Origin of the sequence: Pseudomonas sp. C5pp (assembly GCF_000814065.1) — a bacterium.
Lineage (GTDB): Bacteria > Pseudomonadota > Gammaproteobacteria > Pseudomonadales > Pseudomonadaceae > Aquipseudomonas > Aquipseudomonas asiatica.
Genome location: NZ_JWLN01000041.1, coordinates 1 through 12,203, shown reverse-complemented (window position 1 = coordinate 12,203; position 12,203 = coordinate 1). Strand labels below are relative to the sequence as shown.

The 12,203-nt window shown below is 60.5% G+C and carries 11 protein-coding genes; 2 read left to right on the top strand and 9 right to left on the bottom strand.

Annotated features, from left to right (window positions below):
• Window positions 1-55: 55 nt before the first annotated feature.
• The 5 genes from RR51_RS24950 to RR51_RS24930 all read right to left on the bottom strand — a co-directional run bounded on the left by RR51_RS24950 (window position 56) and on the right by RR51_RS24930 (window position 6,745).
• A complete protein-coding gene (locus RR51_RS24950) occupies window positions 56-1,063 on the bottom strand; it encodes a sulfate ABC transporter substrate-binding protein (protein ID WP_039614991.1) in 1,008 nt (335 codons plus the stop codon).
• A gap of 48 nt (window positions 1,064-1,111) precedes the next feature.
• Window positions 1,112-1,294 (bottom strand): sulfur starvation response protein OscA, encoded by a 183-nt coding sequence (gene oscA / locus RR51_RS24945; RefSeq protein ID WP_003258557.1) that lies wholly within the window; start codon window positions 1,292-1,294, stop codon window positions 1,112-1,114.
• 248 nt (window positions 1,295-1,542) lie between these two features.
• The gene (locus RR51_RS24940; protein ID WP_013974698.1) at window positions 1,543-4,596 is read right to left on the bottom strand and encodes an efflux RND transporter permease subunit; all 3,054 of its coding nucleotides are present in this window, start codon (window positions 4,594-4,596) and stop codon (window positions 1,543-1,545) included.
• Entirely contained in the window at window positions 4,593-5,660 is a 1,068-nt protein-coding gene (locus RR51_RS24935; RefSeq protein WP_013974699.1) for an efflux RND transporter periplasmic adaptor subunit, read from the bottom strand. The genes RR51_RS24940 and RR51_RS24935 overlap by 4 nt, the downstream gene beginning before the upstream one ends.
• On the bottom strand, window positions 5,657-6,745 hold the full coding sequence (locus RR51_RS24930) for an efflux RND transporter periplasmic adaptor subunit (protein ID WP_024087886.1): 1,089 nt from the start codon (window positions 6,743-6,745) through the stop codon (window positions 5,657-5,659). The genes RR51_RS24935 and RR51_RS24930 overlap by 4 nt, the downstream gene beginning before the upstream one ends.
• A gap of 214 nt (window positions 6,746-6,959) precedes the next feature.
• Here RR51_RS24930 and RR51_RS29715 point away from each other — a divergent pair, with 214 nt between their 5' ends.
• Window positions 6,960-7,724, top strand: a complete 765-nt coding sequence (locus RR51_RS29715) for an RHS repeat-associated core domain-containing protein (RefSeq protein ID WP_082044756.1) — start codon at window positions 6,960-6,962, stop codon at window positions 7,722-7,724.
• Between the two features lie 188 nt (window positions 7,725-7,912).
• Here RR51_RS29715 and RR51_RS24925 read toward each other — a convergent pair whose 3' ends face one another.
• On the bottom strand, window positions 7,913-8,185 hold the full coding sequence (locus RR51_RS24925; RefSeq protein WP_052261106.1) for a DUF3077 domain-containing protein: 273 nt from the start codon (window positions 8,183-8,185) through the stop codon (window positions 7,913-7,915).
• A 527-nt stretch (window positions 8,186-8,712) separates the two neighbouring features.
• Here RR51_RS24925 and RR51_RS24920 point away from each other — a divergent pair.
• Entirely contained in the window at window positions 8,713-9,168 is a 456-nt protein-coding gene (locus RR51_RS24920) for an REP-associated tyrosine transposase (RefSeq protein WP_039614989.1), read from the top strand.
• 107 nt (window positions 9,169-9,275) lie between these two features.
• Here RR51_RS24920 and RR51_RS24915 read toward each other — a convergent pair whose 3' ends face one another.
• The 3 genes from RR51_RS24915 to potA all read right to left on the bottom strand — a co-directional run.
• Entirely contained in the window at window positions 9,276-10,169 is an 894-nt protein-coding gene (locus tag RR51_RS24915; protein ID WP_003258560.1) for an ABC transporter permease subunit, read from the bottom strand.
• Complete coding sequence (locus RR51_RS24910; RefSeq protein ID WP_015272217.1) at window positions 10,166-11,086, bottom strand: ABC transporter permease subunit; 921 nt, start codon at window positions 11,084-11,086, stop codon at window positions 10,166-10,168. Before RR51_RS24910 ends, RR51_RS24915 begins: the two co-directional genes overlap by 4 nt.
• Window positions 11,083-12,203, bottom strand: a 1,121-nt coding sequence (potA, locus tag RR51_RS24905; protein WP_039614988.1) for a polyamine ABC transporter ATP-binding protein, incomplete at its 5' end; no start/stop codon positions are given. The genes RR51_RS24910 and potA, both read right to left, overlap by 4 nt.

Genomic DNA, 12,203 nt, shown 5'->3' with positions numbered 1-12,203 from the left:
CGGTGCAAGCTTCTGAATCCTGGGGCCGCAGCGCGGCCCCGCTTTTCCTTGGCGATTACTGTGCCTGATAGATCTGGTCGAACACACCGCCATCATTGAAGAATTTAGGTTGTGCAGTCTTCCAGCCACCAAAGTCCTTGTCGATGGTCACCAGGTCCAGTTTCGGGAACTGCTTGCCGAACTCGGCAGCGACCTTCTCGTCACGCGGGCGGTAGAAGTTCTCGGCTGCGATCTTCTGCCCGGCCGGGCTGTACAGGTGCTTGAGGTATTCGCTGGCAATCTCGGTATTGCCCTTCTTCTCGGCGTTCTTGTCCACCACCGCCACTGGCGGTTCGGCGAGGATCGACAACGACGGCACGACGATCTCGAACTTGTCGGCACCTCCGTCTTCCTTCAGCGCCAGGAAGGCTTCGTTTTCCCAGGCCAGCAACACATCGCCCTGGCCGTTATTGACGAAGGTGATGGTCGAGCCACGGGCGCCGGTATCCAGCACCGGGACGTGCTTGAACAGCTCCTGCACGTACTCCTTGGCCTTTTCTTCGCTACCGCCGGCCTTCAGGCCATAGGCCCAGGCCGCCAGGAAGTTCCAACGGGCGCCGCCGGAGGTTTTCGGGTTGGGGGTGATGACCGACACGTCCTTCTTGATCAGGTCGCCCCAGTCCTTGATGCCTTTCGGGTTGCCCTTGCGCACCAGGAACACGATGGTCGAGGTGTACGGGGTGCTGGCATCCGGCAGGCGGGTCTGCCAGTTGTCCGGCAGGGTCTTGCCGAGCTTGGCGACTTCATCGATATCGCCGGCCAGGGCCAGGGTCACCACATCGGCACGCAGGCCATCGATCACCGCACGGGCCTGCTTGCCCGAACCGCCGTGGGATTGCTGGATCTTCACCTTGTCGCCCGGGTGGGCCTGCTGCCAGTGCTTGATGAACTCGGCGTTGTACTGCTGGTACAGCTCGCGGGTCGGGTCGTAGGACACGTTCAGCAGTTCGTAGTCCTTGGCGATGGCGGAACCGGCAAAAACAGCACTGGCCAGGGCGGCGAGCGCATAACGGCGGATGGACATGGTGAAGCTCCCGATTGGCATTTTTCTAGTTTTGAATGTGTGGTGCGATCAGCCGGTCTTGTTGCCGGGCTGCTGCAGGCGGAACTTCTCCTTGCGCTCGATCTGCACGACCTGAGCGTTGTGCACGGTAATCTCCACCGCACCGAATCGCAGGTCGCGCAGAGCGCTCTGGATTTCACGCAGAATGGTGGCTTCGTCCTGACCGTCGATGCTACGCAGAGATGCACTCATGCTCGTTCTCCTTGGAGTGAGGGTGCCGGGCTGAGGTTTGAAGGGGATTTGCGCCTGGCTTGAGGGCAATAGTAGTGAGGCGGGGTTATTCTTAAAAATACTGTTTGAGAATGTTTATATAACCAAAACAAAATACAATTTTGAAAGCGACGGAAGACCCTGTGGGAGCGGGTTCACCCGCGAATGCGGCGGTGGTTCCACCATCGCATTCGCGGGTGAACCCGCTCCCACAGGGCCCGTGCAGGGCTTCAGTTGTGTTTCTGTGGCTCGCGGATCTTGTACCAGGCCACATACAAGGCCGGCAGGAACAGCAGCGTCAGCAGGGTCGCCACGATGATCCCGCCAATCATGGCGTAGGCCATCGGCCCCCAGAACACTTCGCGGGCAATCGGGATCATGCCCAGGCTCGCCGCTGCTGCGGTCAGCAGAATCGGCCGGCGCCGGTGGTTGGTTGCCTCCACCACCGCATCCCACGGCGACAAGCCCTGGGCTTCGAACTCATCGATCTGGGTCACCAGGATCACCGAGTTACGAATGATGATGCCCGCCAGCGCGAGAATGCCGAGAATCGCCACGAAGCCCATGGGCGTACCTGTGGGCACCAGCGCAATGATCACGCCAATCAACCCCAGCGGCGCCACGCTGACCACCAGGAACAGCTTCTGCACGCTGTGCAGCTGGATCATCAGGAACGTCGCCATCAGGAACAGCATCAGCGGGATGACCTTGCGGATCGGCCCCTGCGCCTTGGCGCTCTCCTCCACCGTACCGCCGGTGGCCACTTCGAAGCCCACCGGCAACTTGCTGGCGAACTCGTCGATCTTCGGCTTCAGCTGGGCCACCAGGTCGGTGGGCTGGATGTCGCCGTTGACCGAAGCCTTGATGGTGATGGTCGGCTTGCGGTCGCGACGCCACACCAGCGGCTGCTCCAGCTCGTAGCGCACGGTGGCGAACGCCAGCAGCGGGATCGAAGTGCCGTTGGGTGTCAGGATCTGCAGGTTCTGCAGGGTATCCGGCGAGCCACGCTCGCTGTCCTCGGCACGGGCGACCACGTCGACCAGGTAGATGTTGTCGTTGACCTGGGTGATCTGCACGCCGCTGACGATGCTGTTCATCACATTGGCCACGTCCTCCGACGACAGGCCCAGCTGGCGCGCCTTGTCCTGGGCGATTTCCACGCGCAGCACCTTACCCGGCTCGTTCCAGTCGTAGATCATCTCGCCGATGTGTTCGTTCTGGTCGAGCAAGGTGGCCAGCTCGATGGCGTGCTTGCGAACCTCGTCGATATTGGCACCGCTTACCCGATACTGGATCGGTCGGCCTACCGGTGGGCCCATTTCCAGCGATTGCACGTTGGTGCCGACGCCAACGAATTCTTCATGCAGGATCTTCTGCAGGCGCTCCATCATGGCCTGGCGTTCTTCGAAGCCCTTGCTGACGATCACCAGCTGCGCGTAGTACGGGTTCTGCAACTGCTGGTCGAGGGGCAGGTAGAAGCGGATCGCGCCCTGGCCGATATAGGTACTCCAGTGCACCAGGTCCGGGTCGTCCTTGATCCGCGCCTCGAAACGGTCGACCACCTTGCGCGTCTCCTCGATCGAGGCGTTCTGCGGCAGGTTGAGGTCGACGAGGATTTCCGGGCGGTCAGAGGACGGGAAGAACTGGTTCTGCACGAAGCGTTCGCAGAAGATCGCCAGGGCGAACAGCACCACGGTGCCGATGATGGTCAGCCAGCGGTTGCGCATGCACCACAACAAACCATGCTCGAAGGCCCGGCCGACGCGCCCCGGCTCGGCTTCATGGTGCTTGAGCTTGGCACTGCTGAGGATGTGCACGCCTAACACCGGGGCGAAGAATACCGCCACCACCCAGGACACCATCAGTGCCACGGCAATTACCGCAAACAGCGTGTAGGTGTATTCACCCGCCGAGCTGGCGTTGAGGCCGATCGGCACGAAGCCGGCCACAGTCACCAGGGTGCCGGTGAGCATGGGGAAGGCTGTGGAGGTATAGGCAAAAGTCGCCGCCTGCTCCTTGCTTTCGCCCATTTCCAGCCGTGTGACCATCACTTCCACAGTGATCATCGCATCATCCACCAGCAGGCCCAGGGCGATGATCAGCGCCCCCAGCGAAATCCGCTGCATGGTGATACCGCTGTATTCCATGAACACGAACACCATGGCCAGCACCAGCGGGATCGAGCAGGCCACCACCAGCCCGGCACGCACGCCGAGGCTGACGAAGCTCACCGCCAGCACGATCACCACCGCCTCGAACAGCGCACTGGTGAAGCCACCGACGGCTTGCTTGACCACCACGGCCTGGTCGGAAACAGTGTGTACCCCGACGCCCACCGGCAGGTCTTCGACCACCTGGTCCATGCGCTTTTTCAGCGCCGCGCCGAACACCTGGATATTGCCGCCGGCCTTCATGCCGATGGCCAGGCCCAGCGCCGTCTGGCCGTTGTAGCGGAACATCGGCGAAGGAGGGTCGACGTAGCCGCGCTCGATATCGGCGATGTCTGCCAGGCGGAAGAAGCGGTCGTTAATCTTCAGGTTGACGGTTTCCAGGTCCTTTTCCGAGGTGAACTGCCCAGAGGTACGCACCGAGATACGTTCCGGCCCGGCCTCGATCACACCGGCAGGGGTCACGGCGTTTTGCGATTGCAGGGCCTGCATGACCTGGCGCTGATCGATGCCCAGAGCTGCCAGCTTGCGGGTAGAGAAGTTCAGGTAAAGCACTTCGTCCTGGGTGCCGATCAGCTCGATCTTGCCGATGTTGGGCACATCGCGCACTTCGGCCCGCGCCTGTTCCACGTAGTCGCGCAACTGGCGCAGGGTCAGGCCGTCGGCGGTGAAGGCATAGATAGAACCGAACACATCGCCGAATTCATCGTTGAACCCGGGCCCCTGGATGCCTGCAGGGAACTCACCGCGAATGTCCTGGATCTTCTTGCGCACCTGGTACCAGATTTCCGGGATGTCCTTGGCCTTGGTGGTGTCGCGCAGGTACACGTAGACCGTGGATTCGCCGGGGCGGGTGTAGCTTTTGGTGTAGTCGAGGGAGTCGAGTTCCTCGAGCTTCTTCTCGATACGGTCGGTGACCTGGTACAGGGTTTCGTCCTGGGTCGCGCCGGGCCAGCGGGTCTGGATGACCATGGTCTTGATGGTGAACGACGGGTCTTCCTCACGGCCCAGGTTGAAGTAGGAAAAGATCCCCATCAGCAGGCCGACGAACATCAGGTACCAGACGAACGATTGATGCTTGAGTGCCCAGTCGGACAGGTTGAAGCTTCCTTTCATTGCGCATCCTCGTCGAAGGTGACCTTCTGGCCAGGCTTGAGGCTGTTCACGCCCGCAGTCACCACCCGCTCGCCGGGCTGTACGCCCGAGGTCAGGACGATGCTGTCGGCGGTTCGACCGATCAGGGCCACATCACGGGTGGCCACGGTCTTCTGCTGCGTATCGATCACCCATACCTGGGTCTTGCCGTCGCGCTCGAGCAAGGCACTCAAGGGCAGTTCGCTGCGCGGCGACACCTCCGAACTCAGGGTCACGCTGATGGCGGTGCCCAGGTGGAAGGCCGCCGGGGTGCTGGCCAGGGTCAGGCGCGCGCGGCGGGTGCGCGTGGTGGCGTCGGCCTGGGGTTCCAGTTCCCGCAGGCTGGCGGTGGTGTTGATGGTCGGGTCCAGCTGCGAAGCAACGGTGAAGGTCAGGCCTTTGCTCAACTGCTCGGCCAGGCCGATCGGCAGGTCGATCACCGCTTCCTTCACATCCGGCCTGGCCAGGGTTACCACGGCCTGGCCGGCGGTGACGGTTTGCCCGGCTTCGGCCTGCCAGGCAGTGATTACCGCGGCGTGGTCGGTGCGCAGGGTGCTGTAGTCGAGCTGGTCACGCGCCTGGCTGAGCGCAGAGCGCGCTTGCTCCAACGCTGCGCTAGTGGTTTTCAGGTTGGTCTGGGCGATATCCAGCTGGGCCTGGGCGCCTACGCCACGGTCGTACAGCTGTTGCTGGCGGCGGGCATCGGCTTGGGCGTTGATCCACTGCGCCTGCACCTTGGCCAGGTCGCCTTCGGCGGCGCGCAACTGGTTCTGCTGGTCGGTCGGGTCGAGGGTGGCCAAGGTGTCACCCGGTTTCACCTGGGCGCCCACATCCAGCCAGCGCCGGGCAATACGCCCGGAAACCCGGAAGCCCAAGGTGCTCTCGAAACGGGCCTGAATACTGCCGGCGAAGCGACCCAGCTGCGACTGCACCTGGGGTTCGACCTTGACCGACAGCACCGGCCGAATCGGCTCCGGCACTTCATCCTCGCTACTGCAGCCGGCCAACAGCACGCCGGCCGACAGCATCAGCAGCAGGCGCTTCATAGCTCACCCCCTTTGGCCTTGGCATCGATCTTCAGCACCTGCATGCCGGGGTGCAGCAACTGCCCGCCATTGACCACCACGGTCTCGCCGCCTTTCAGGCCACTGGCGACCACGATCCTGCCGGTGAGGTAACGGCTGACCTCGACCTTGCGCAGCTCTACCTTGTCACCCTCGCCCACCACCCACACGGCAGGCTCATGCAGGGCCTTGGTCAGTGCCGACCATGGCAGCTCGATACTTGGCCGGCCCTGGGCATTGGTGGTGGCCGTCACCGGTGCACCCAATTGCATCCCTGGCGGCACATCCCTCAGCCCGACCTTGACCTGTACCGTGCCGCTTTGCGCGGACACCGTGGGGGTGATTTCGCGCACGAAGCCACGGGCCTGGACCTTGGGGTCGTCCAGCAGGCTGACGATCACGCCGGCGTCGCTTGGCGGAGCCACCAGCAGCGATTCGTAGACATTGAATACGGCATCACGGTCACCATCGGTGGCCAGGCTGAAGATAGGCATGGTCGCCTGCACCACCTGGCCGACCTCGGCCTGGCGCTCGGTAATGACGCCATCGGCCTCGGAGACCAGCGCGGTATAGCTCAGTTGTTCGTTGGCATTGGCCAATTGCGCCTGTGCGGCCTTGAGCGCGCTCTGGTTACTACGCAACGCGGCTTCGGCGGAATCGTATTCGCTCTGGCTGGTGTAGCCCTTGGGCAGCAGCTTTTGCTGGCGCACGAACGCAGCGCTGGTCTGGGTGACCCGCGCCTGCGCGGCGAACACCTCGGCCTTGGCCGAGTCGACATTGTTCTGCAGGTCTTTCGGGTCCAGCCGCGCCAACACCTGGTTGGCCTTTACGTGGTCGCCGACATCGACACTGCGCGAAATGATCTTGCCGCCCACACGGAACGACAGGTCTGTCTGCACCCGCGCCTGCACATCGCCAGTCAGGGTGACTCTGGCAGCGAAATCGGTAGGTGATACCTGTTGCACGCCTACGCGAGGCAGTGTTTCGGTGGTTTCTTCCTTACTACAGCCCGACAGCAGGGACACAAGCCCCAGGCAGACGACCAACAGCGGACGTATCAACGTCATGCAGGCTCCTTGCTTGCGCGCAAATGATTCGTGGGATGCGACTGTTAGCGTAGATCAGGGTTCGATAAACGTCACTGACCTGAACGTGTTATGGACCATTCCCAACAGGTAAAAGCGCGCGTATCACAAATGCACTCAACTGGGACCTGATATTTATGCCAGTTGCCCAAATTCCGGAGCAGTAAAAAAATTAGACCAAAAGGAGGGCTTAAACATGACGCATTCATACAGCGCCACCCATAACTATAATGTCACCCCCTATGGATACTCAGAGCCACCCTGCAAGCATACCGAGTTACTACAATTCCACGGAGAGCTTCTACACAGCATTGTGGGCCTATATTTTCTTGGAATTGGAATCCGAACATACAATCCCAGAATTTTCCGTTTCCACTCCAGCGATAGCCTGAGTCCTTTTTCACTCGGTGGCATCAACTCATACAGTTATTGTTTTAATGACCCCGTAAACCTTTCGGACCCCTCGGGCCAGTCACCACTCCTCACTCGTCGGAAAGTAATAAAATACGATGAAAACTGGACTTTAAAATCTAGAAACAACGTAACAAAGAAGCTTCGCTGGGGAGTAGCGACCACCAAAAATTTCCTCTCAGATGACAGCCCAGACAAGCTATTACATACGAAACTATTCAGGGAGCAACTTCATGATCCATCACCTAATTCACCACACCCAGGCCGCCCCCGCGTAAAAAGCATCGATGTGGCACCTGAGGGATACACTGAAATTTCCGACAGCACCAGCAATACGCTAAGAGCTTATCTTCGCGCTGCAAACAAGCACTACCAGTTTATAATCCAGAATGTCCGGCATCTTCCTCCAGATTCGGAAACGACCCTGAGCTTCATTAAAAACGCACGCGAAGCCAGGCACCTAAGAAACATTCTGAAAGGCATCCGAAAATCCACGCCCAATGCTTCTGAATACGAATTACTAACCGACATCCTTAAAGCCAAACTGTGAGACGCAATTAAATATAACCTGCCAATTTGATTGGTGGCCGAACCAATACTTCACAACGGAGCAGCTTCCACACGGCTCGTAGGATAATTCCCAAGCCGATTCAACTGAAGCCTTTGGTTTGAGTTGATGAAAAGTCTTACGCCTTGAGGGCCTCTTCGCGGGCGCGCCCGCGAAGAGGCCGGTACAGGTCAGAGTTGAACTGAAGCCCTGTTCAACCCCAGCTCTATGTCATCAATCAATGCTTTGGCAAAGCCACTGAGAATTCTCGCGGCACTACCGGCCAGCCGGTCATTTTCCATCTCGGCTTCGGTCGTCAGGTGATTAATGCACCCGAGCATGACGGAGAGTTCGGAGAAGGCATGGTTGAAGGGGATATTGGCCTGGACGCGGAAAAGGTCCATGCAGGTTTCTTTACCGACGGTGCTGCTGTTTTGTGGGTGATTTGGAACGTGCGTTGTCATGGTCGGAATCCAATGTCGTTTATGGAACCGCCAGCTCATCTTTCTCACGGATAAGGGGTGGCAGCCGTACGCGGGGTGAGAAAACCGAGGACATTGAACCCGGCCAGGCCGAGGCCTGCCCACGCAAGGCCGCCATGACAGGAAGCCTGTTCAACATCGAGCGGGTTTCTCACACCCGGTCACCTTGATTGGCGACTCGACGACGTTATCCCTGGGGCATTTCCCCTACAACAGAGCAGCTTCCACACGGCTCGTAGGATAATTCCCAAGCCGATCCAACTGAAGCCTTTGGTTTGAGTTGATGAAAAGTCGTACGCCTTCAGGGCCTCTTCGCGGGTGAACCCGCTCCCACAGGGTTATGTGCAGCCTTCAGGACCTGCGCAATACCTGTGGGAGCGGGTTCACCCGCGAAAGGGCCGGTACTGCCATCCGCAAGCTTCTGCCATATTCAGAAACCATGATCTACACAGCACCTGTATCTCAGCCACTACCTTTGAAAAGTCACCTGCTTTTCAAGGAAGAAGCCAATGTCGCGAGCCCAGTCTCACCTGCTTCGCCGTGGTCGCTATTCAGAACTTGGCCAGCTCTATCTGCTGACCACCGTCACCCACCAGCGCAAGCCGCTGTTCCATGATTTCCACCATGCCCGGCTGGTCATTCACCAACTGCGACAATCAGACCAGGAACATGCCTGCCGATCATTGGCCTGGGTGCTGATGCCGGACCATCTGCATTGGCTAATCGAGTTGAAAGGTACGACGTTGGGCACCTTGATGCGCAGGTTCAAGTCCAGGTCCAGTCTGGTTTTGCATCAGGCGGGGGTTGAGCATGATCCGGTATGGCAGCCTGGGTATCAGGACCGGGCACTGCGGCGGGAGGAGAGCATGGTGCATGTTGCCAGATACATTGTCGCCAACCCCTTGCGGGCTGGCTTGGTCAGAAGTGTCAGGGACTATCCGCACTGGGACGCAGTCTGGCTTTGAATGTGTGCTGGGGCATTCGCGGGTGAACCCGCTCCCACAGGTACTGCGCAGGTCTTGAAGACTGCACATGACCCTGTGGGAGCGGGTTCACCCGCGAAGAGGCCAGATCAGGCCGACGCAGCCACCTGCGCCGGGCGCTTGACCTGTGGCTGCGAAGCATTCGCTGCAGCGCCCTCTTCGATCGCCTGCTGTATCGCCTTGCGACGGCGCTCTTCGGCCTGGCGGCTGAAGTACCAGACGAAGAAGGTCACCAGCGACACCGACAGCAGGATCAGGCTTGCCACGGCGTTGATCTCCGGCTTCACGCCCAGGCGCACCGCCGAGAACACTTCCATCGGCAAGGTGGTCGAACCAGGGCCGGAGACGAAGCTGGCCAGTACCAGGTCATCCAGCGACAGGGCGAACGACATCATGCCGCCCGCCGCCAACGACGGCGCGATCATCGGGATGGTGATCAGGAAGAACACCTTCCACGGCTTGGCACCCAGGTCCATCGCCGCTTCCTCGATCGACAGGTCCAGCTCCCGCAGGCGTGCCGACACCACCACTGCCACATACGCGGCACAGAACGTGGTATGGGCGATCCAGATGGTGACGATGCCGCGCTCCTGCGGCCAGCCGATCATCTGCGCCATGGCCACGAACAGCAGCAACAGCGACAGGCCGGTGATCACCTCGGGCATTACCAGCGGCGCAGTGACCAGGCCACCGAACAGCGTGCGGCCCTTGAAGCGGGTAACCCGGGTCAGCACGAACGCCGCCAAGGTACCCAGCGCCACCGCCGCCACCGCCGTGTAGCAGGCGATTTCCAGCGAACGCATCACCGAACCCATCAACTGGGTGTTGTCGAGCAGGCCGACGTACCACTTCACCGACCAGCCACCCCACACCGTCACCAGCTTGGAGGCGTTGAACGAGTAGATCACCAGGATCAGCATCGGCAGGTAGATGAACAGCAAGCCGAGCACCAGCATCAGCTTGGAGAAACTGAAGCGCTTCATGCCCTGCCCTCCATTTCTTTGGCCTGGCTGCGGTTGAACAGCAGGATCGGCACGATCAGGATCGCCAGCATCACTACCGCCAGCGCAGAGGCCACCGGCCAGTCACGGTTGTTGAAGAACTCTTGCCACAGCACCTTGCCGATCATCAGGGTTTCGGGGCCGCCAAGCAGTTCAGGAATCACGAACTCGCCCACCACCGGGATGAACACCAGCATGCAGCCGGCGATGATGCCGTTCTTCGACAGCGGTACGGTGATCTTCCAGAAGCTGTTGAAGGTGCTCGAACCCAGGTCCGAAGCGGCCTCGAGCAAGCTCGGGTCGTGCTTCACCAGGTTGGCGAACAGCGGCAGGATCATGAACGGCAGGTACGAATAGACCACGCCGATGTACACCGCCAGGTTGGTGTTGAGGATTTGCAGCGGCTGGTCGATCAACCCGGTCCACAGCAGGAAGCCGTTGAGCAGGCCGTTGTTGCTGAGAATGCCCATCCAGGCATAGACGCGGATCAGGATCGCGGTCCAGGTCGGCATCATGATCAGCAACAGCAGGACCGTCTGGGTCTCCTTCTTGGCGTTGGCAATGGCATAGGCCATCGGGTAGCCGATCAGCAGGCACAGCAGGGTGCTGAAGAAGGCCATCTTCAGCGAGCCCAGGTAGGCCGAGATATACAGCTCATCCTCGGTCAACAGGCCATAGTTGGCCAGGTTGAGCACCAGCTGGACCTTGTCTTCGACGTAGCTGTAGATCTCGGTATACGGCGGGATCGCCACGTCGGCTTCGGCGAAGCTGATCTTCAGCACGATGAAGAACGGCAGCATGAAGAACAGGAACAGCCAGATGAAAGGCACGCCGATCACCAGGTGCCGCCCCTCCGGGGTAATACGCTGGAAGGCTCGCTTGAGCTTGCGCAGTTTCATGACCGCAGTACCACGCCGCTGTCGTCTTCCCACCACACGTACACTTCATCGCCCCAGGTCGGGCGGGTGCCCTGGCGCTCGGCGTTGGCGACGAACGACTGGACGACCTTGCCGCTCGGCAACTCGACGTAGAACACCGAGTGGCCACCCAGGTAGGCAATGTCGTGAACCTTGCCGCGCGACCAGTTGTGCTCGCAGGTCGGTTGCTGGGTGGTGACCAGCATCTTTTCCGGGCGCAGGGCGTAGGTGATGTGCTTGTCTTCCACCGACGTGGTGATGCCGTGGCCGACATAGATCTTGCGCTCCAGCTCCGGGCTGGCAATGATCGCGTGGCCTTCGGCGTCGTCGACCACTTCACCTTCGAACAGGTTGACGTTGCCGATGAATTCGCACACCAGGCGGCTGGTAGGCGTCTCGTAGATGTCCACGGGCGAGCCGATCTGGGCGATCCAGCCCAGGTGCATGATGGCGATGCGCTGGGCCATGGTCATGGCCTCTTCCTGGTCGTGGGTCACCATCACGCAGGTCACGCCAACGCGCTCGATGATCTCCACCAGTTCCAGCTGCATCTGCGAACGCAGTTTCTTGTCCAGTGCACCCATCGGCTCGTCGAGCAGCAGCAGCTTGGGGCGCTTGGCCAGCGAGCGGGCCAGGGCCACGCGCTGGCGCTGGCCGCCGGACAGCTGGTGCGGCTTGCGCTTGGCGTACTGGGTCATGTGCACCAGCTTGAGCATCTCGGCCACGCGGGCGTCGATCTCGGCCTTGGGCATCTTGTCCTGCTGCAGGCCGAAGGCGATGTTCTGCGCCACGGTCATGTGCGGGAACAGCGCGTAGGACTGGAACATCATGTTGATCGGCCGCTCGTAGGGCGGCATGTCGGTGATGTCGACGCCATCGAGGAAGATCCGCCCTTCGGTCGGGCGTTCGAAGCCGGCCAGCATGCGCAGCAAGGTGGACTTGCCGGAACCGGAGCCCCCCAGAAGAGCGAAGATCTCGCCCTTGCGGATTTCCAGGGACACATCGTCCACGGCTACCGTTTCGTCGAACTTTTTCGTGACCCGGTCGATCTTGACCAGCACCTGCTTGGGTTGCTGGCCACCCTCGAGGGCTTTTTTAT

Bases quoted from the DNA above. Each gene is read 5' to 3' on its own strand.
- RR51_RS24915 (WP_003258560.1), bottom strand. From the start codon at position 10,169: ATGAAGCGCTTCAGTTTCTCCAAGCTGATGCTGGTGCTCGGCTTGCTG.
- RR51_RS24935 (WP_013974699.1), bottom strand. From the start codon at position 5,660: ATGAAGCGCCTGCTGCTGATGCTGTCGGCCGGCGTGCTGTTGGCCGGC.
- RR51_RS24940 (WP_013974698.1), bottom strand. From the start codon at position 4,596: ATGAAAGGAAGCTTCAACCTGTCCGACTGGGCACTCAAGCATCAATCG.
- RR51_RS24920 (WP_039614989.1), top strand. From the start codon at position 8,713: ATGTCGCGAGCCCAGTCTCACCTGCTTCGCCGTGGTCGCTATTCAGAA.
- RR51_RS24910 (WP_015272217.1), bottom strand. From the start codon at position 11,086: ATGAAACTGCGCAAGCTCAAGCGAGCCTTCCAGCGTATTACCCCGGAG.
- oscA (WP_003258557.1), bottom strand. From the start codon at position 1,294: ATGAGTGCATCTCTGCGTAGCATCGACGGTCAGGACGAAGCCACCATT.
- RR51_RS24925 (WP_052261106.1), bottom strand. From the start codon at position 8,185: ATGACAACGCACGTTCCAAATCACCCACAAAACAGCAGCACCGTCGGT.
- RR51_RS29715 (WP_082044756.1), top strand. From the start codon at position 6,960: ATGACGCATTCATACAGCGCCACCCATAACTATAATGTCACCCCCTAT.
- RR51_RS24950 (WP_039614991.1), bottom strand. From the start codon at position 1,063: ATGTCCATCCGCCGTTATGCGCTCGCCGCCCTGGCCAGTGCTGTTTTT.
- RR51_RS24930 (WP_024087886.1), bottom strand. From the start codon at position 6,745: ATGACGTTGATACGTCCGCTGTTGGTCGTCTGCCTGGGGCTTGTGTCC.